Annotated in this window: 17 protein-coding genes and 1 tRNA gene; 12 read left to right on the top strand and 6 right to left on the bottom strand. The window is 72.0% G+C overall.

The features are described from left to right. Nucleotides 1-8 precede the first annotated feature (8 nt). The 3 genes from FHX80_RS20950 (at nt 9) to FHX80_RS20935 (ending at nt 1,344) form a co-directional block, all read left to right on the top strand. Nucleotides 9-80 (top strand) — tRNA-Arg (locus FHX80_RS20950). Nucleotides 81-330: 250 nt separating this feature from the next. Then, nucleotides 331-885 (top strand): Imm21 family immunity protein, encoded by a 555-nt coding sequence (locus tag FHX80_RS20945; RefSeq protein ID WP_244318352.1) that lies wholly within the window; start codon nt 331-333, stop codon nt 883-885. Nucleotides 886-1,140: 255 nt separating this feature from the next. Then, on the top strand, nt 1,141-1,344 hold the full coding sequence (locus FHX80_RS20935) for a DUF397 domain-containing protein (protein ID WP_145765603.1): 204 nt from the start codon (nt 1,141-1,143) through the stop codon (nt 1,342-1,344). On the opposite strand, the gene FHX80_RS20930 is transcribed toward FHX80_RS20935, so the two are convergent. After that, the gene (locus FHX80_RS20930) at nt 1,328-2,200 is read right to left on the bottom strand and encodes a fatty acid desaturase (RefSeq protein ID WP_145765602.1); all 873 of its coding nucleotides are present in this window, start codon (nt 2,198-2,200) and stop codon (nt 1,328-1,330) included. The genes FHX80_RS20935 and FHX80_RS20930 overlap by 17 nt on opposite strands. A gap of 69 nt (nt 2,201-2,269) precedes the next feature. Then, complete coding sequence (gene ku, locus FHX80_RS20925) at nt 2,270-3,379, bottom strand: non-homologous end joining protein Ku (protein WP_145765601.1); 1,110 nt, start codon at nt 3,377-3,379, stop codon at nt 2,270-2,272. Nucleotides 3,380-3,439: 60 nt separating this feature from the next. On the opposite strand from ku, the gene ligD reads away from it, so the two are divergent. The 8 genes from ligD to FHX80_RS20885 all read left to right on the top strand — a co-directional run bounded on the left by ligD (nt 3,440) and on the right by FHX80_RS20885 (nt 13,268). After that, nucleotides 3,440-4,336, top strand: a complete 897-nt coding sequence (gene ligD, locus FHX80_RS20920) for a non-homologous end-joining DNA ligase (protein WP_145765600.1) — start codon at nt 3,440-3,442, stop codon at nt 4,334-4,336. A gap of 184 nt (nt 4,337-4,520) precedes the next feature. Continuing rightward, nucleotides 4,521-6,647, top strand: a complete 2,127-nt coding sequence (locus tag FHX80_RS20915; protein ID WP_145765599.1) for a PBS lyase — start codon at nt 4,521-4,523, stop codon at nt 6,645-6,647. Further along, nucleotides 6,644-6,973 (top strand): zinc ribbon domain-containing protein, encoded by a 330-nt coding sequence (locus FHX80_RS20910; protein WP_145765598.1) that lies wholly within the window; start codon nt 6,644-6,646, stop codon nt 6,971-6,973. Before FHX80_RS20915 ends, FHX80_RS20910 begins: the two co-directional genes overlap by 4 nt. Nucleotides 6,974-7,073: 100 nt before the next feature. Then, nucleotides 7,074-7,850 carry a hypothetical protein gene (locus FHX80_RS20905; RefSeq protein WP_145765597.1) on the top strand — a complete coding sequence of 259 codons (777 nt, stop codon included), beginning with the start codon at nt 7,074-7,076 and terminating at the stop codon, nt 7,848-7,850. 44 nt (nt 7,851-7,894) lie between these two features. Further along, complete coding sequence (locus tag FHX80_RS20900) at nt 7,895-9,172, top strand: sensor histidine kinase (RefSeq protein ID WP_145765596.1); 1,278 nt, start codon at nt 7,895-7,897, stop codon at nt 9,170-9,172. 80 nt (nt 9,173-9,252) lie between these two features. Next, on the top strand, nt 9,253-10,632 hold the full coding sequence (locus FHX80_RS20895; RefSeq protein WP_145765595.1) for an FtsW/RodA/SpoVE family cell cycle protein: 1,380 nt from the start codon (nt 9,253-9,255) through the stop codon (nt 10,630-10,632). A gap of 34 nt (nt 10,633-10,666) precedes the next feature. Further along, nucleotides 10,667-12,124 carry a penicillin-binding transpeptidase domain-containing protein gene (locus FHX80_RS20890; protein ID WP_145765594.1) on the top strand — a complete coding sequence of 486 codons (1,458 nt, stop codon included), beginning with the start codon at nt 10,667-10,669 and terminating at the stop codon, nt 12,122-12,124. Nucleotides 12,125-12,128: 4 nt separating this feature from the next. Then, nucleotides 12,129-13,268, top strand: a complete 1,140-nt coding sequence (locus FHX80_RS20885) for an amidase family protein (protein ID WP_145765593.1) — start codon at nt 12,129-12,131, stop codon at nt 13,266-13,268. Nucleotides 13,269-13,385: 117 nt separating this feature from the next. Here the strand turns inward: FHX80_RS20885 and FHX80_RS20880 are convergent, their stop codons facing one another. Both FHX80_RS20880 and FHX80_RS20875 read right to left on the bottom strand, forming a co-directional pair. Beyond that, nucleotides 13,386-14,273 (bottom strand): hypothetical protein, encoded by an 888-nt coding sequence (locus tag FHX80_RS20880; protein WP_145765592.1) that lies wholly within the window; start codon nt 14,271-14,273, stop codon nt 13,386-13,388. 57 nt (nt 14,274-14,330) lie between these two features. Next, the gene (locus tag FHX80_RS20875) at nt 14,331-15,221 is read right to left on the bottom strand and encodes an ADP-ribosylglycohydrolase family protein (RefSeq protein WP_145765591.1); all 891 of its coding nucleotides are present in this window, start codon (nt 15,219-15,221) and stop codon (nt 14,331-14,333) included. Nucleotides 15,222-15,441: 220 nt separating this feature from the next. On the opposite strand from FHX80_RS20875, the gene FHX80_RS20870 reads away from it, so the two are divergent. After that, on the top strand, nt 15,442-15,927 hold the full coding sequence (locus tag FHX80_RS20870; RefSeq protein ID WP_244318611.1) for a mycothiol transferase: 486 nt from the start codon (nt 15,442-15,444) through the stop codon (nt 15,925-15,927). Here the strand turns inward: FHX80_RS20870 and FHX80_RS20865 are convergent. Continuing rightward, a complete protein-coding gene (locus tag FHX80_RS20865; protein WP_145765589.1) occupies nt 15,893-16,987 on the bottom strand; it encodes a protein kinase family protein in 1,095 nt (364 codons plus the stop codon). The genes FHX80_RS20870 and FHX80_RS20865 overlap by 35 nt on opposite strands. 40 nt (nt 16,988-17,027) lie before the next feature. Next, nucleotides 17,028-18,146, bottom strand: coding sequence for a ferritin-like domain-containing protein (locus FHX80_RS20860; RefSeq protein ID WP_145765588.1), 1,119 nt, complete (start codon nt 18,144-18,146; stop codon nt 17,028-17,030). Nucleotides 18,147-18,322 lie beyond the last annotated feature (176 nt).

Genomic DNA, 18,322 nt, shown 5'->3' with positions numbered 1-18,322 from the left:
GGCGATACGCCCCCGTAGCTCAGGGGATAGAGCATCGGCCTCCGGAGCCGGGAGCGCAGGTTCGAATCCTGCCGGGGGCACCTTGCAAAAGGTGCCGAATAGACCCTCTGATCAGCGGAAACGTTGAACGGAGGGTCTTTTTCATGCCCGCTCGCCCTTCAACGAGCTCATGACAGGCTCATCCCGTGCGGCGGCCTTCCGAGGCCGAGGCGGCGCCCCGACAGACTGCCCGCGCGAACGCGCCTCCGCAGTACGGACACCGTGCAGAACGCAATCGCGCACGGAACGGAACGCTCGGGCCTTGTCAGCGGGCGCGGGCACACTGACGGCATGAGCATCCCTCCTGTTTGGGTCGAGTCGATGGGCGGGCCGTTGATCATCGTCCCCGTCTCCGCGTTGACTGCATGGCGCGGGAGCGCGGAGACCGGGGTCCTGGCGGGGGACGCCCTCACTCCGGACGACTACGACCGGGCCTGTGCCGTGGATGACCTGGCCGGCGTGATCGCCGTCGGGGACAGCGGTGCGCAGGCACTGGTGCTGGCGGACGAGCCCGCCACCAGCTGTTTCCTACCCGAGCATCGAACCTTCCTGCGGTGGCTCGCCGCCGACTCCGAAGCCGGCCTGAAGGCTGCGGCCAGGGCTGTGCTCGTAGCTGCGGCCACGGAGTGGGAGGAGTGCGGCACATGGGCGTCGGACGGTCCGGCCACGCTCATGGACTCCGCCGAAGCAGGCGCCGAGCTGGACATCGGGTATCCCGGCGGTGGTAAGCCCGCCCGGGCATCGGTCCCACTGCCCGCCGGCCGCTGGAGGGTCCGCGCCACCCACACCCAGGCGGACGAGGAGAACTGGGTCGGCCTGGTCCAGCTCCTGCCCATCGAATCTTGAAACGGGCAGGAGTTTGGGTCGGTCCTGCCGACGGCAGCCTTGACCGCGGGTTCCTCCCACGCCTTGGAGTCATTGCGGTACGCGGAAGCGGCCGACGCCGACCAGGACTGCTGCCTTTTTCCGGTTCCATGTGGCTGGAGCGGGAAACGGACGTGTCTCGCTACCAAGAAACCTGTTCGACGCCGCGCGCACGTCAGCGCTCTCGCCGACCGAGTCCCGTGCTGCCATCCATCGCCGGGCCAAGGAGCATCAAGCATGAACAGCGCACACCACAGAACGCCGGACCTGTCGGGCGCAAGGTGGCGCACAAGCACGTACAGCGGCGGAAATAACGAGTGCGTCGAGGTCGCCCACAACCTCCCCCTTCTCGTCCCCGTCCGCGACAGCAAGCGCCCCACCGGCCCCGTCATCACCTTCGGCCACGACGCCTGGCACGCGTTCGTCAGCGAGCTGGTCTGACCCTGGAACCGCCACGCGCTGCGGCGCCCTCAGCTGCACCGCTCGCTGCCTCACGGCGCGTCATGAGCGCCCGGAAGTGACGGCGTACGACCGCATCGTCGCCGAGCATCAGCGCAGCTGGGGTGTACGCAGGGGTGCCGAGGATGTTCTGTTCCAGGACCGGCAGGTAGTTCCAGCGCACGGCAGGATGCGCGGAGTGCGCGTAGTGGTAGAGGTCGCCGTACGGCAGCCAGGTGCCGCGTGCCAGCAGTGCCGAGGCCGCGTTGTCCGGATACAGGCGCAGGCACCGGGCTGCTTCGACCACTGCGGGCGGTCCCGGCACGGGTTCGGCGTCCCACCAGCGGTGTTCGACGAGCAGGGACATCCAGGCGAGCTGTGGGTACAGCAGCAGGCGGGGTACGGCGTACCCGAACAGTGCCGCCTGCCAGCCTCCCGCTGCCATGATCGCCGCCGGTACGGCGACGAAGCCGGCCACACGCCACCAACGCCGCGTGCCGTTGAGGACGTTGTCCGCGATACCCCGCACCGTGGCAGCGATACCTGTGGGGGTGAGCGGGAAGAGCAGGGCGCGAAGGAAGCCTGCTCCGGTGACCCCGGCGCGAAGGCCGGCCTCGTGCAACTCCCGGAGGTTGGGGTCGGCGCCGGCAACGGTCGCGTTGGGGTGGTGTTCCCGTACATGCCGTCGGCGGCGGAGCGGGACGGATGCGAAGCCCAGCGGAACGTGGACGGCCGCTTCGCACAGCACGTTGCCGGCCCGCGCGCCGCGCGTCAGCACTCCGTGGACAGCGAAGTGGCTGACCTCCTGGAGATGCCGCAACTTCACCGCCCCGGCCGCTGCCGCGGGCGCCGGGGGCATCTCGGACGTTGGGGCGTTGGGACGTTGGGGCGTTGGGGCGTTGGGACCCTTGGCGAGGCGGGCCCTGCGTCAGGCCGAAGCGCGTTTGCGCGGGGCGCTCTTCGCGCCGGCCCGCTTCTTCGCCGTCGCACTCTTGGCCGTCGTCCTCTTGGCCGTGGTCCTCTTGGCCGTGGTCCTCTTGGCCGTCGCCTTCTTCTTCGCGCCGGTCCCGCCGCTCGGAGTGCTCTTCTTCGTGGCCGCCTTACCGGCCCCCGCCGTGGACTTCTTCGCGTCGGAGGACGACGACGCACGCGACGCCGACTTCCCCGTCGCGGTCCTGCGCGTGCCGCCCGACGTCTTGCGGTCCGCGATCGAGGTGACCTCGGCGACCGGAGCCTCCTCGCCGTCCTCGTCGGGCGTCTCCCCACGGGCCTGCTTCGCGGCGCGGACGCTGCTCTCCAGCGCGGCGATCAGGTCGATGACCTTGCCGCCGGAGTCCTCGGACGCCGCGGGCCGCAGCACCTCGCCGGAGGCCTTGGCCGCGATGAGCTCCTCGACCGCCTCCCGGTAGTCGTCGTGCAGCGAGTCCATGTCGACCTCGCCGAGTGTGGCCATCAGGGCGTCGGCCAGGTCCAGTTCGGCGTCGCGCACCTTCACCTCGGCCTCCGGCGCCACCCCCTCCGGGGCCCGGATCTCGTCCGGCCAGAGCAGACCGTGCATCGCGATCACGTCGTCGACCACCCGCAGCATCCCGAGGCGCTCGCGCCCGCGCAGCGCGTACTTGGCGACGGCGACCTTCCGGCTCCGCTTCAGCGCCTCGCGCAGCAGGATGTACGGCTTGGCGGCCGGGACCCCGTTCGCGGAGAGGTAGTAGGCCGCGTCCATCTGGAGCGGGTCGATCGAGTCGGCCGGCACGAAGGCGACGATCTCGATCGTCTTGGCCGTGGGCAGCGGCAGCGAGCCGAGATCCTCGTCGGTGATCGGGATCATCGAGCCGTCGGCACTCTCGTACGCCTTGCCGATATCGGCCGCGGTCACCTCCTCCCCGTCCAGCTCGCACACCTTTCGGTAGCGGACCCGGCCGCCGTCGGTGAGGTGGATCTGGCGGAAGGAGACCGAGTGGCTCTCGGTCGCGTTGACCAGCTTGATCGGGATGCTGACCAGCCCGAAGGAGATGGCACCGTTCCATATGGACCTCACCGGTCACCCCTTACATCCGCAACAGCCGTATAGATCCGTTTTGTGTGTGATTCTTATCGTATGACGCCGATCGCGGAGGTGGAGGGGCGGCGCCTGACGCTCAGCAATCTGGAGAAGGTGCTGTATCCGGCCACCGGCACCACCAAGGGCGAGGTGCTGCACTACTACGCGGCCACGGCCGCCGAGCCGCTGCTGGCGCATCTGCGGGACCGGCCCGTGTCCTTCCTGCGCTATCCGGACGGGCCGGACGGTCAGCGCTTCTTCACCAAGAACCCGCCACCCGGTACGCCGTCCTGGGTACGGATCACCCCGGTGCCGCACCACGACAACGAGGAAGCCGGACAGATCGTCGTCGGGGACCTCGCCTCGCTGATGTGGGCGGCCAATCTGGTGGTGGAGTTCCACACCCCGCAGTGGCGGGCCGGTGCGCCGGGGCTGGCCGACCGGCTGGTGTTCGACCTGGACCCCGGGGCGCCCGCGACAGCGGTGGAGTGCTGCGAGGTCGCCCTCTGGCTGCGGGAGCGGCTGGCCGCGGACGGCCTGGAGGCGTACGGGAAGACCTCCGGGTCCAAGGGGCTGCATCTGCTCGTCCCGCTGGAGCCCACTCCGTCCGCCCGGGTGTCGGCGTACGCGAAGGGACTGGCCGTCCAGGCGGAGCGGGAGCTTCCGGATCTGGTCGTGCACCGGATGAGGCGGGCGCTGCGACCCAGGAAGGTGTTTGTCGATTTCAGCCAGAACGCCGCGGCCAAGACGACCGCCACTCCCTACACCCTGCGCGCGGGCGCCGAGCCCACCGTCTCGGCACCGGTCACCTGGGCGGAGATCCAGGAATGCCGCAGTCCCGGGGATCTGGTCTTCCTGGCCGGCGACATGGCGGAGCGGCTGGCGCGGTACGGGGATCTGCTCGGGCCGCTCAACGAGCCGGACCGGGGGCGTTCAATTCCGGACACGGCATAGCCCCGGGCCCTCCCGTCCCCAAGACACGGCATAGTCCGGGCCCTCCCGTCCCGGGGCATACCGCACCACCACCGCTGTTGTCATGTCCAAAGGCAAAGGCCGCATGTGAAGGGTGGATTGTCGGATCGGTGGTGCACACTCTGCGCAGGCACCGCTTCGTGGTGACGGGTGGGGAGGCGATGGCGTGTTCGCGGGGATCAACGAGGTCGACTGGGCCTCGATGGAGCATGCCTACGGGCCTGCCGATGATGTGCCCGGACTGCTCCAGGGTCTCGCGTCCGCCGATCCGGCGGAGCGTGAGGGGGCGCTGGACGGGATGTACGGGGCCGTGCACCACCAGGGTGACGTCTACGCGTGCACCCTCGCCTGTATCCCCTTCCTCTTCGAACTGGTCGTGGATCCGGCGGTCCCGGACCGCGGAGGCATCGTCGAGCTGCTCACCAGCATCGGCGGCATCGACCTCGACGAGGACGACGAGGACGAGATCGACGAGGAGGAGATCGAGGGCGCGGCGAACTACGCGATGGCGGCGGCGGCCGTCACCGCGGGCGCCGGGGTGTTCTTCGCGCTGATGGCGGACGACGACCCGGGGGTCCGGGTCTGCGCCCCGCTGGCGCTGGCCACCCTGCACGGCCACCCCGCCCGGGTCCTGACGCTGCTGCGGGACCGGCTGGCGGTGGAGCCGGACGAGGAGGTGCGGCTCGCCCTGGTCGAGGCGGCGGGGCGGATCGCCCTGCGCCACCGCCCGCTGACCGACCGGATCGCCGACTGGCTGAGCCGGCTGGCCGCCGAGGCGTACCCGCCGGGGCTGCGGCTGGCGGCGCTGGCCCAGCTGGCGCGGTGCGCACCGCAGGCGCTGCCGGGCGATCTGGTGCGGATGGTGGCGGGGCTGCTGCGGCAGCTGCGCTCGGTGCCCGCGGCCGCCGATCCGGGGTCCCGGCCGGCCGAGGCGCACGGCGAGGCGGCCGCGGCCGAGGAGCGGGCCGCGCCGGTCACCCTGGTGGGGCAGTTGCGGGCGCTGTCGGCCGAGGAGAACGCGGGTCGCGCGGCACCCTGGACGGCCGATCTGCTGCGGACCCTGCATGTCGGGCTGGACGACCGGGTCGCCGAGCGGACGGCGCTGCTGACCGATCAGCTGTGCAGCCCCGACCGCTGGCAGCGCATCGACGCGGTCCGGATGAGCAGCGGGCTGATCCGGGCCTGGCGCGGTTCCTACGGGGAGCTGGTGCGGCTGGTCGGCGAGCAGCTCGGCGAGGCCGAACCGCGGCTGGCCGAGGCCGCCTCGCACGTCCTGGAGGAGCTGTTCGGCCTGGCCGCACCGGCCGCGGACGCGCTGGCGGTCCGGGTCGCGGCGGATCCGGGGGCCTGGGTGAAGGAGTGGGCCAGCGGGCCGCCGGGGCTCGGCAGCGCGGTGAAGGCCCTGTCCCGGCTGGGTGATGCCCGCGCCGTGCCCGCGCTGGCGGCGGCGCTGGAGCGGCCCGAGGTGCCGCACGACGTGGGGTTCGCCATTGGTTATCTGGGGTCGGCGGCCCGCCCGCTGGCCGGTGCGCTGCGGCGCAGACTCGGCGAGGTGGGCCTCGACGAGGGTGCGTACGACCGGGCGAGCCCGCTGCTGGCCGGGCTGACCGCGCTGCGGGCGGGCGAGGCGGCGCCGGAGGTGCTGCGGGTGCTGCGCGGGGCTCCGGAGTACCGCGGCGAGTGGCTGCGGACGGCGGCGCTGCGGGCGCTCGGCTCGTTCGGGCCGGCGGCGCACTGTGCCGTACCGGAGCTGCGGGCGCTGATCCGGCGTCCCGGCACCGCGGCGGCCACGGAGGCCGCCGAGGCGCTGTGGGCGGTCGACGGGGACGCCGGCACCGTGCTGCCGGTGCTGATCGAAGGGCTCCAGGCGGAGCACGCGCACGAGCGGCGGTCGGCGGCGAGCGCGCTGGGCCGGCTCGGTGCGCAGGCGGCGGTGACCGCGCCGCGGCTGCGGGCGCTGCTGTGGCACGAGGAGCTGTGGCTGCGGGTGGACGCGGCGATCGCTCTGTGGGAGGTTTCGGGCTGGGCCGGGGAGTCCGTTCCGGTACTCCTGGCGGCCTGGGAGCAGAACCGCCATGTCAGGGTCCGGGTGGCCGGCTGCCTGGCGCGGATGGGGGCCGCCGACGCGGAGTCGGACGCGGCACACGTGCTGCGCGCCGAGCTCGCCTCCGTACGCCGGCACAACGCGATGGACGGCGGCTACGGCAGCCACGACACATACGAGGACGAGAAGCTGCTGGCGCTCTGCCGCCGGGCACTCACGGGTAATCCGGGGAAGGGACCCGCCACATGATCATTTTCGGTACGCGAGGCTATCTCTACCAACTGGCCGTCATGACGATGGTCTGCGGCTGGTGCGGGAATCCGTCCGCGCACACCCTGCGCAAGCGGGTCACGAAGTTCACGCTGTTCTTCGTGCCGCTGTTCCCCTTCTCGACGAAGTTCGCCACCCAGTGCACCTTCTGCGGCGGCGAGCAGAAGATCCCCAGGGAGCAGGCCGATCAGCTGCTCGCCCAGCACATGGCGTCGCAGGACGGCAACCCGTTCGGCCAGTCGCCGCAGCAGCCGGGCGTCAAGCCGGGGCCGCAGGGCCAGCGCCAGAACCCGTATCAGCACTAAATACGCATAAGAGACTTCCTTCCGAATAAGGTCTACGAGTCGGGGCCGTGCGGGGGCATGTGCCCGCCGGCTCGACGGACCATCGGGAACGGAGGAAGCCATGCAGCACCGGGCGGGGCCCCGCGCGGCGGCGCTGCTGGTCGGCGCCGTACTGCTGGCGGGCTGCGGCACCGGCGGCGAGCTGAAGAGCGCCGGGCGGGCCCCGACCGCCATCGGCCCGGCCCGCCTCTGGCCTGAGCTGCCGGCCGCCTCCGCCGCCCCGTACGACTACGGCGAGGGCGAGACCGCGCACATCCCCGGCATCACGGTTCCGGGCGGCGACGTGCACCGGCTGGACCCGGTGGCGGTGGTGCAGGCGGGACTGAAGGCCCGCCCCGACCGCTCCAGCGGTGCGGACCGGCTCCCGGCCGCCACGGTCCGCCGGATCAACGCCTGCCGGACCGCGCCGGACGCCTGCCCGGTGCTCGCGCCGTACTACCGCGACCTGACGGGCGACGGCAGGGACGATCTGGTCCTCGCCATCCGGCTGGCCGACCGCCAGCTCTCCGTACGGGTCTACATGCCGGAGCCGGACGGACTGACCCGGATCATGTCCACCTCGGACGCGGTGATCAGCGTGGAGCTGGCCGGCCGGGACCTGATCATGCGGGCACCGTCGGCCATCACCGGGTACGAGTACCGCACGGCCTGGTCCTGGGACAGCCGGCAGCGCGCCATGCTGCCCACCCAGGACGACATCCTGCGCATGACCCCGCAGCCGCGGCCGGACCGGCGGCGCACACCGGGCGAACCGCCCACCGCCACGCCGACGACCGCGCCGCCCACCGCCGCATCCACCGCGGCGCCCTCGGCCGCCGTGTCGGCGGAGCGCCGGTGAACCGGCGGCGGACGTCGGCCGCACGGGTCCGGCGCGGGACGCGGATGCCCGCCTGGACCGCGACGCTGGCCTGGAAGTCCGCGGTCTTCATCACCGTGATGTGCTGTGCGCTCGCCGCCCTGCTGGGGGTGCTGGTGCACACCGCGGTCACCCGCCAGACGGTCGGCCAGGCCCGCGAGAAGGCGCTGACCCGGCTGGACGACGTCACCGCCGCCTACACGGCCGGCGAGGCGCTCCCGCGGCGTTCCGGTCTCGATCCGCCGGGGCTGCCCGCCTCGCTGCGCGCCCTGGCGGTGGACGGGGAACGCGGCACCATGGTCGCCGATCATCTCGGCCGCCCGACGATGTGGGCCGCCGCCCCGGCCGACGGCCAGGCGCTGGCCACCCAGACCGACTACGGCCAGAGCGCCCGCACGATCAACGGCCTGGACCGGGCGATCGTCGGCTCCTCGCTGCTGGCGATCGGCGCCACACTGCTGGCCGGCGGGTTCGCCGTCACCCGGGTCACCCGGCGGCTGCACCAGACCGCGCTGGTGGCCCGCCGGATCGGCGCGGGCGATCTGGACGCCCGGGTCGGCGATCCCCGTACGGCCGACGCCTCGCGCCCGCAGGACGAGGTGGCGATCGTCGCCGGAGCACTGGACACGATGGCCTCGGCGCTCCAGCACAAACTGCTGGCCGAGCAGCGCTTCACCGCCGATGTGGCGCACGAGCTGCGCACCCCGCTGACCGGGCTGTCGGCCGCCGCCGAACTGCTGGCTCCGGGCCGCCCCTCCGAGCTGGTGCGGGACCGGGTCCGGACGATGCGCGCCCTCACCGAGGACCTGCTGGAGATCTCCCGGCTCGACACCCGTACCGAACGGGTCGATCTGGATGTGCACGAACTGGCGCCGCTCGTCGAGCGGGTGGTGTCCGCCTCGGGCACCGACACCGAGGTCGAGGTCGTCGGGGACGGGCCGCCGGTACGCGTCGAGACGGACAGGCGGCGGCTGGAGCGGGTGCTCGGAAATCTGATCAGCAACGCGCACCGGCACGGCCACCCGCCGGTCGTGCTGACGGCCGACGGGCCGGTGGTGACCGTACGCGATCACGGGGAGGGCTTCCCGGACTATCTGACGGCGGACGGTCCGCAGCGCTTCCGCACCGAGGGCGGCAGCAAGGGGCACGGCCTCGGGCTGACCATCGCCGCCGGGCAGGCACGGGTGATGGGTGCCCGGCTGGTCTTCGAGAACGCGGCGGACGGCGGGGCGGTCGCCCGGCTGACGCTGCCGGAGTACGGACGCCCCGCACATGAGCCACCACTGCCCGGCCCCCGGACCTGACGGTCCGCCACCCGGACCCCACGAACCTCCACACTGTGACATAGGGGAAATAACCCCCGCCTCTTGCTACGTTGCGTGGCATGACCGCAACGACAGCGGACGCACCCCCGCCCGAACTGCGCCTGCCCAAGCGGCGCGGCGTGGAACTCTCGCTCCTCATCGGGGCCGTCCTCATCTCCGTCTACGGCTACGCCGCCGTCGGTCTGGCCAGGAACGGCGTGGTCCCACCCGATGTCGCGGGGTACGGCGGCGGCCTCGGGCTGCTCGCCCTGCTCGCGCATCTCGCCGTCCGCTTCCGTGCCCCGTACGCCGATCCGCTGCTGCTGCCCATCGCCGTCCTGCTCAACGGCCTCGGCCTGGTGCTGATCTACCGGCTCGACCTGGAGACCCCGAGGGACCAGGCGGCCCCCACCCAGCTGGTCTGGTCCACGCTCGGCGTCGCGTTCTTCATCGCGGTCGTGGTGTTCCTGCGCGACCACCGGGTGCTCCAGCGCTACGCCTACCTCTCGGTCGCCACCGCCCTCGTCCTGATGATCGTGCCGATCTTCTTCCCCGCGGTGAACGGTGCCAAGATCTGGATCCGGGTCGGCGGATTCTCCTTCCAGCCGGGCGAGTTCGCCAAGATCCTGCTCGCCGTGTTCTTCGCCGCCTACCTCGCGGCGAACCGCAACGCCCTCGCGTACACCGGCCGCAAGATCTGGAAGCTGCAACTCCCCACCGGCCGGGTGCTCGGCCCGATCGTGGCGATCTGGCTGCTCAGCGTCGGGGTGCTGGTCCTGGAGCGCGATCTGGGCACCTCGCTGCTCTTCTTCGGCCTGTTCGTTATCATGCTGTACGTGGCGACCGGCCGGATCGGCTGGATCGCCGTCGGACTGCTGCTCGCCGCCGTCGGCGCGTTCGTCGTCGGCTCCTTCGAACCGCATGTGCACAGCCGGGTGCAGGACTGGATCGACCCGTTCGCCTCGATCGACGCGGGCCGGGGGCCCGGGCAGCTCGCCCAGTCGCTGTTCGCCTTCGCGGCCGGCGGGATGCTCGGCACCGGGCTCGGGCTCGGGCACTCCATCCTCATCGGCTTCGCCGCCAAGTCCGACTTCATCCTGGCGACGGCGGGCGAGGAGCTCGGACTGACCGGGCTGACCGCGATCTTCATGCTGTACGCGCTGCTGGTGGCGCGCGGCTACCGGGCCGGGCTCGCCCTGCGCGACTCGTTCGGACGGCTGCTCTCGATCGGCCTCTCCTCGATCCTGGCGCTCCAGGTGTTCGTGATCGCGGGCGGGGTGATGGGGCTGATCCCGCTGACGGGCATGGCGATGCCGTTCCTCGCCCAGGGCGGTTCGTCCGTGGTCACCAACTGGATCATCGTGGCGCTGCTGATCCGGGTCAGCGACGTGGCCCGCAGACCCCACCCCGACCAGGTGGAGACCGGTGTCATCGCACCCATCCTGGAGGACGAGCTGTGACCCCGTACCCGTCGACCGCGCAAGGGGTCCGGCCATGATCCGCTACATCCGGCGCGCCGCCGGCTTCTGTCTGCTGCTGCTCGTGGCGCTGCTGCTGAACGCCGCCCGCGTCCAGGTCTTCGAGGCCCCCTCCCTCGACAACAACCCCGCCAACCGCCGGACCACCATCGACCGTTACGACCAGCCGCGCGGCAACATCCTGGTCGACGGCAGATCCGTAACCGGCTCGAAGGACACCGGCGAGCAACTCGCCTACGAGCGCACCTACCGCTACGGCCCGCTGTACGCCCCGGTGACCGGATACGCCTCGCAGACGTACGGCACCACCCTGATCGAGAACGCCGAGGACCCGATCCTCTCCGGCACCGCCTCGATGCTCGCCCCGTTCCCCCTCTGGAACGAGGCCACCCGCAGCCGGCAGCCCGGCGGCGATGTCATCACCACGATCAAGGACTCCATGCAGCGCGCCGCCTATGTGGGGCTCGGCGGCCGGCGGGGCGCCGTCGCGGCCATCGAGCCGGCGACCGGCAAGATCCTGGCCCTGGTCTCCACCCCGTCGTACGACCCGGGGCGGCTCTCCGGTACCGGTTCGTCCGTCACCGACGCCTGGCGGGAGCTCAACGCGGACCGGAGCCAGCCGATGCTCAACCGGGCCTTCCGGCAGACGTATCCGCCCGGCTCCACCTTCAAGATCGTGACGGCGGCGGCGGCGCTGGACTCGGAGGTCGTCACCGATCCGGACGCCGAGACCGACACCCCCTCCCCCTACGTCCTGCCGGGCACCTCGACCACGCTCCCCGACGAGGCGAGCGGCTGCGACACGGCGTCCCTGGCCGAGGCGATCCGGGTCTCCTGCAACACCGTGATGGCTCACCTCGGGGTGCAGGTCGGGCTGAAAGGCATGGTGAACGCCGTCGGCAGGTTCGGCTTCAACGACACGGGGCTGAAGATCCCGTCCGGGGTGGCGAAGAGCAACTTCGACACCGACATGAGCGACGACCAGCTGGCCCTCTCCTCGATCGGCCAGTTCGACACGACGGCGACCCCGCTGCAGATGGCGATGGTCGCCTCGGCCGTGGCGAACGGCGGCGACCTCATGTACCCGCATCTGGTGGACCGCACGACCACGCACAGCGGCTCCACCGTCCACACGACGGGGTCCCGCTCCTACCACCGGGCGATGAGTCCGCAGACGGCGTCGCGGCTGCGCCGGATGATGATCGACGTGGTGCGCGACGGCACCGGCACCAACGCGGCCATCGACGGGACGACGGTCGGCGGCAAGACCGGCACGGCCCAGCACGGCGTCGGCAACTCCGGTACACCGTATGCCTGGTTCATCTCCTGGGCGCAGGCACAGGACTCCGCCCGGCCGGCCGTCGCGGTCGCTGTGGTCGTCGAGGACGCCGCCGCCGACCGGGCCGACATCAGCGGCGGCGGCAACGCCGCTCCGATCGCCCGTTCCGTCATGGAAGCGGCCCTGCGAGACTGAGTCCATGACGGCTTCCAGGGACGCCTCCGGGCCACCGGCCGCAGCCGAACGGACCGCCGTACCAGGGCTGTCGGCCTCGATCGGGCGGACCGACGTACGCGGGGCACTGGCCGCGATCGAGCGGGCGGATCCGGAACTCTGCGCCTTCCTCGACATCTGGCACACGGAGGCACTCGCCCGGCTGCCCGGCGCGGCCCGACTCCCGCTGGCCGGGCTGCCGTTCACGGTGAAGGGCCCCACCGGAATCGGCTCGTACGCCGCCCGGCGGCTGATCGCGGCGGGCGGCGTCCCGGTCGGCTCGACCTCCGTGCCGGGCCCCGGCACGCACTGGCAGACCTGGGGGCTGGGCGCCCACGGACGCACGGTCAATCCCTGGCGGGCCGACCGGACGCCGGGCGGTTCCTCGGCGGGCTCCGCGGCGGCGGTCGCGGCGGAGCTGGTGGAACTGGCGACCGGGAGCGACGGGGCCGGGTCGGTGCGCATCCCGGCCGCCTGGTGCGGGGTGTTCGGCCTCAAGACGACCAACGGGCTGCTGCCCTCCCCCGACCGCTCGGGCCTCGCCTCCGCCGGGGTGCTGGCCCGGTCGGCCGCGCACGCGCACGTCTATCTGCGCTGCGTCCTGGACACGTACGAACCGGCGGTGCCGAAGCTGCCCCTGCGCGCCGTCCACAGCCCGGACCTGGGGTACGCGGACGTCGACCCGGAGGTCGAGACGGTGGTGCGGGGCGCGGTGCGACGGCTGGCGGCGGCCGGGGTGATCCGGCTGGTGGGCGGCGGCTGCGACCTGCTCGACCCGGCGGCGGCCTGGCAGGCGGTACGGAGCGGGGAGGCGGCGCCGTCCGCCGGGGAACTCCGGCGCGAGAACGACCGCAGGCTGGACGCCCTCTTCGACGGCGTGCCCCTGCTCCTCACCCCGGTCACCCCCAACCGCCCGCACGGCCACGAGGGACCGGGCGAACTCCTCTCCACCGCGCTGACCTGGGCGTTCAACCTGAGCGGGCATCCCGCGGCGAGTGTGCCCGCCGGATTCACCCCGGACGGCTGCCCGGTCGGGCTCCAACTGGTGGCGCGGCGCGGTGCCGATGCCTCGCTGCTCGGGATGGCCGCTGCGGCGGAAAGGGTGCTGACCGGTGTGCGGCCATGACAGCGAATGAGCCCACGGCCACAGCCCAGGTGAGCCGGGTCGGCCGGACATGACCGTGTGGGGGGGACAAGGACACACCGACGGCCTTCATGTACCGGGGCCGGGACCGGGAGCCGATCAGCCCGCTTCGGTGGCGCCGATCGGCTTGCGCGACTCGGCCCTGACCCGGGCGGTGTCCAGCGCCGCCCTTTCGAGGTCGACCTTCTCGGGGGCCCGGAGCGCGATCTCGGGCGTGACGACGGCGACGAAGGACGCGGTGTTGTCGTCGCCCCAGGCGCACATGGGGATGGTGCTGGTGATCGCGCCGTCCTTGGCCCGCACGACCTGGCAGGACACGGTGACCCCGTACCCGTCGGGGGTGAACTCCCTGGCGGGTACGGCGATGGTCATGCCCTTCGCCTGGGTGGCCCCCTCAAGGATCTTGTCCCGGGTGAACTCGGGCCCCTTGATCCGTCCCCACAGCCCTGAGATGACCAGGGTGCCGCCCGCGGAGGAGGTGTACTGGGTGACGACGGCCTTCGCATCGCGGATGCTCGGGTCGTAGGTCTTCTCGATCTCCCGCCCCTCGGTCGACGAGGAGTCCTTGAGCAGCGTGTACTCCTCGTCCAGCAGCTTCTTGGGCACGGTCAGCCGGTACTTGGCCGCGGGGAACCCACCGCCGACCGCCGACACCCCGGAGTCGGCCAGCCGGGAGACACCGAACGCGATGCTGCCTGCCGCCACCACCGCGCCGACGGTGATCCCGACGATCAGCCCGGTCCTGCTCCTCCGGGGCGGCGGCGGTCCCTGCGGGAACCCGAAGGGCGGCGGTCCCTGCGGGTGACCGAAGGGCTGCGGCCCGGGTGCCGGCGGCTGCGCGTACGGGTTCTGCTGCCCGTACGGGGCCTGCTGGGCATACGGGTTCGGCTGGCCGTACGGGTTCTGCTGGGGCGGAGGCGGGGCTCCGTACGGGCCCTGCGGCGCTCCGTACGGACCCTGCGGCGGCTGCGGCGGCGGGGTGGTCATGGCGCCCAAGTTACGTCATGTGCACGAACACGATTTCGAACCGCCGGGGCGGCCGGTTCAGTTCAGCGGCTCGCGGCGCCGGAGCCACTCGGCGGGCACGCCGTCGACCCCGACCGCGGCGCCGACGACCCCGCCCGCGATGGCGCAGGTGGTGTCGACGTCCCCGAATCCCTCGGCGGTCGCCCAGAGCGCCGCCTCCAGGTCGTCCGGGTGCCTGGCCGCGGTCCACAGGGCGAACGGCACGGTGTCGTCGGCGCGGATGCGCTGCCCGTTGCCGAGCAGGTCGGCGGCCCGCCACGGCTCGGTGTCGAACGGCACCTCAGCGGCCCGCGCCAGACCGTCGCGCACCGGCCCCGCGGGGGTCCGCGCGACGACCTCGTCCAGCGTGAACGCACCCCGCACCGCCAGCGCCGCGGCGACCGCGACCGCCACCGCGCCCGCGATCCCCGCGGGGTGGGCGTGGGTGACCTCCGCCTGCAACGCGGCCTGTTCGGCCGCGTGGTCGACGTCCCGGCGGAAGCGCGCCCCGAGCGGCGCGACCCGCATCGCGGCACCGTTACCGAGACTGCCGCCCTCGAACAGCTGGGGGGCCAGCGTCCGCCAGTCGCCCGGTGAGATCAGCAGCTCGGGCAGCAGCATGTGCATGCCGTGGCCGTACCCCCGCGCCCGATCGGCGTCGAAGGCCAAGGCGAAGAAGAGCGCGAGCCGGTCCTGCTCGACCTCCCCGTGCTCGTCGAGCACCCGCTGAAGCGCACGGGCCATGGCGGTGTCGTCGGTCCAGTTCCACACGGGCTCCGGGGGCATCCGCCGCGCCCTGACCTCGTTGTACGCCTGCCGGGGCTCCCGGAAGAGCCGAAACCACCGCTCCCCGAACGCGTCCCCGAGCGCCAGCCCTTCGAGACTGCGGTGGGCGGCGGCGAGGTCCGCTTCGACGGTGGTTGAGGCCATGACGTCATCCTTCCGCAGCGGTCCGGGACCGTACAGCCGTTTTCGGCCGAATCACCCGGACCAGCCGCATCAATGGGATTCTGGAGACATGACCTACCGGGGAGATGACGCAGTGACCCGACCCGAGAGCGGGACCGGGACCGGGACCGGGACACAGAACGAACCCCGGACCGGCCCCGACGCCGGCCCCGGCGCCGGGGTCACCGACCCCGACGCCGAGATCCGGGCGCTCCTTTCCTGCCTGGACGGGCAGCGCCGCCATGTCCTGGAGATGGTCGGCGGGCTGGACGCCGATGCGCTGCGGCGGCCCGTGCTGCCGTCGGGGTGGAGCTGTCTGGGGCTCGTCCAGCATCTGGCGCTCGATGTCGAACGGTTCTGGTTCGGTGCCGTGTTCGCGGGTGACCGGGCCGTCATCGCGGCCCTGGACGAGATCGATGATGCCTGGCAGGTGGCGCCCGGCGTCACGGGCACGGAGGTCCTCGACCGGTATCGCGCCGAGACGGAGCTCGCGAACGCCGTCGTCGTCGCCGCCGCGGACGCCGGTGCCCCGTTGGCCTGGTGGCCGCGTGAGCTGTTCGGCGAACCGCACCTGCACACCCTGCGCGACGTCCTGCTGCACGTCATCGCCGAGACCGCGTGCCATGCCGGTCACCTCGACGCGGCACGCGAACTCATCGACGGACGGCAGTGGCTGGTGCTGACGTAGCCGCGGCCCGGGCGATGGCGGCCGCCGGATAGGGCGTCCGCTTGCTCACGGTCAGCAGGCGGCGGTGGAAGCCGTCCAGGACGACGGCGGGCGCCGCGTGCCGGTCGAGGACCGCGGCGGCCCCGGGCGGGACGCCATCGGGCCGGTCGCCCGCGATCCAGGCGCGCAGGAAGGCCGCGTCGCACACGCCGTCGAGCAAGTGGTGACGGACCAGATGGCCGGCGAGGTAGTGGCGGTCGTGGGCGAGGTGGCCGGCCAGGAACTCGGACTCGTCCGCGGAGAGGTCGAACCCGGAGCTCAGGGCGAGGCCGAAGTCCGCGAAGCGGATCGAGCGGCCGTCGGTCAGGATATTGCCGAAGTGGGCGTCGAAGTGCACGAACCCGCGGGAACTCATGAAGTCCGCCCCGCGGGCCAGGGCCGCGTCCAGCCACTCGTACGGCGGCTCCTCCCCGCCCTCCCGGGCCGCCGCACGGCGGTCACTCAGCCAGGCCGCGAGGGTCTGCGGCACATGTTCCAGGAAGAGCACCAGGCTCGCCGATGACCGGCCGACGGCCTCCAGCCGGGCGCGTACGGCCGAGGAGCCCTCCCAGTGGGCGACGGCCCCGTCGATGCCGCCGAACTCGTCGGCGAAACCCTGCGGGGCGGAATCCGGCAGGACCCGCCAGTGGTACATCAGCGGAAAGTCCCCGTACACGTCGCCGAGGACCCAGTTGGTGGTGATCGTGTGCGCGGCCAGCTCGCGCCAGGCCCCGAATCCGGCCGAGCCCACCCCGTACTGGTAGAACGTCGGCAGCCCGAAGAGGTTGGCGGTCGACCGCACGTTCTCCGGCCGCAGTTCGAGGTCCGTCAGCGGCACCCGTTTGACGAAGACTCGCGTCCCGCACACATCCAGCTCCGCCGACCTGCCGCCCATGCCGGACCCCAGCGGCGTGGCCGCGGAGACGGCCTCGCCGAGCCGGCGATCGCTCATCAGCGACAGGTGGGTGGACACGGAACCGTAGGCGGCCCGCCGGTCCGAGTGGTCCGTCGGCGGACCGGTGGCATTCTCGGTCTCATACATGCGGACGACCCTACTCAACGCTCCCGCCGGCCCGCCCCGTTCAGGAGGCCGCCGGGTCCGCTCCGCCGTCCGCGATCGCCTCCGCGACCTCCGCCACCCGCGCCTGCTCCTCGGTCTCGAACCGGTCCCGGTCCAGTTGTTCGGCGATCTCCTCGTCCTGGGCCATGAGCAGGTCCAGGCTGGAGTCGCCGAGTTCGAGGACGCCCATGTCGACGTAGGCCTTCTGGAGCCGCTCGCCCCACAGCCCGATGTCCTTGACGCACGGGACGATCCGGCTGAACAGCAGCTTGCGGAAGAGCTGGAGGAACTCGGAGTGCTCGGAGAGATCCTTGGCCTCCTGCTTGGCGATGCCGAAGTTCTCCAGCACCTCCACCCCGCTGAGCCGGTCGCGCATCAGGTAGCAGCCCTCGATGACGAACTCCTCGCGCTCGCGCAGTTCCGCGTCGCTCAGCTGCTTGTAGTAGTCGCGCAGCGCCATCCGGCCGAAGGCCACGTGGCGGGCCTCGTCCTGCATCACGTACGCGAGGATCTGCTTGGGCAGCGGCTTGGTCGTGGTGTCGCGGATCATGCCGAAGGCGGCCAGGGCCAGTCCCTCGATGAGGACCTGCATGCCGAGGTAGGGCATGTCCCAGCGGGAGTCGCGCAGGGTGTCGCCGAGCAGGCCCTGGAGGCTGTCGTTGACCGGGTACAGCATCCCGATCTTCTCGTGCAGGAACCGGCCGTAGATCTCCGCGTGCCGGGCCTCGTCCATGGTCTGGGTCGCGGAGTAGAACTTGGCGTCGAGATCGGGGACGGACTCCACGATCCGGGCCGCGCAGATCATCGCGCCCTGCTCGCCGTGGAGGAACTGGCTGAACTGCCAGGAGGTGTAGTGCTTGCGCAGCTCGCCCCGGTCCTTCTCGGTCATCTTCGCCCAGTGCGGGGTGCCGTACAGGGTGAGGGCCTCGTCAGGGGTGCCGAGCGGGTCGGTGGGGTCGACCTCCAGGCTCCAGTCGATGCGCTTGTTGCCGTCCCACTGCTTGTCCTTGCCCTTCTGGTACAGGGCGAGAAGGCGCTCGCGGCCGTCGTCGTAGTCCCAGCTGAAGCGGGCGGCACCCGAGGCGGGCACCGTCCACAGCGGCTGGTCGGGGGCGGTGGTGTAGAGGTCGTGGGTCGACACGGACGGCTCCTTCGCCTCGCATGCTCGGACAAGTCACCTGTCGCTTGGCTCAGTTGGCAGGTTCACACGTTGGTAGACGCCGGGTCAACAAGTCGTGCGCAAGGGATTGACGGGCTTGCTGACAGAAGGTCTCATAAGAAGTGACCGCCGGTAACCCATGTGCGAGGTGCCTCCAG

The sequence above is a fragment of the Streptomyces brevispora genome (assembly GCF_007829885.1).
Classification (GTDB): domain Bacteria; phylum Actinomycetota; class Actinomycetes; order Streptomycetales; family Streptomycetaceae; genus Streptomyces; species Streptomyces brevispora.
The sequence above is the reverse complement of the archived record's forward strand: the minus strand, read 5'-3'. Positions and strand labels throughout refer to the sequence as shown.

Coding starts and splice junctions, on each gene's coding strand:
- FHX80_RS20945 (WP_244318352.1), top strand. CDS start 331: ATGAGCATCCCTCCTGTTTGGGTCGAGTCGATGGGCGGGCCGTTGATC.
- FHX80_RS20935 (WP_145765603.1), top strand. CDS start 1,141: ATGAACAGCGCACACCACAGAACGCCGGACCTGTCGGGCGCAAGGTGG.
- FHX80_RS20930 (WP_145765602.1), bottom strand. CDS start 2,200: ATGCCCCCGGCGCCCGCGGCAGCGGCCGGGGCGGTGAAGTTGCGGCAT.
- ligD (WP_145765600.1), top strand. CDS start 3,440: ATGACGCCGATCGCGGAGGTGGAGGGGCGGCGCCTGACGCTCAGCAAT.
- FHX80_RS20910 (WP_145765598.1), top strand. CDS start 6,644: ATGATCATTTTCGGTACGCGAGGCTATCTCTACCAACTGGCCGTCATG.
- FHX80_RS20905 (WP_145765597.1), top strand. CDS start 7,074: ATGCAGCACCGGGCGGGGCCCCGCGCGGCGGCGCTGCTGGTCGGCGCC.
- FHX80_RS20900 (WP_145765596.1), top strand. CDS start 7,895: ATGCCCGCCTGGACCGCGACGCTGGCCTGGAAGTCCGCGGTCTTCATC.
- FHX80_RS20895 (WP_145765595.1), top strand. CDS start 9,253: ATGACCGCAACGACAGCGGACGCACCCCCGCCCGAACTGCGCCTGCCC.
- FHX80_RS20890 (WP_145765594.1), top strand. CDS start 10,667: ATGATCCGCTACATCCGGCGCGCCGCCGGCTTCTGTCTGCTGCTGCTC.
- FHX80_RS20885 (WP_145765593.1), top strand. CDS start 12,129: ATGACGGCTTCCAGGGACGCCTCCGGGCCACCGGCCGCAGCCGAACGG.
- FHX80_RS20880 (WP_145765592.1), bottom strand. CDS start 14,273: ATGACCACCCCGCCGCCGCAGCCGCCGCAGGGTCCGTACGGAGCGCCG.
- FHX80_RS20875 (WP_145765591.1), bottom strand. CDS start 15,221: ATGGCCTCAACCACCGTCGAAGCGGACCTCGCCGCCGCCCACCGCAGT.
- FHX80_RS20865 (WP_145765589.1), bottom strand. CDS start 16,987: ATGTATGAGACCGAGAATGCCACCGGTCCGCCGACGGACCACTCGGAC.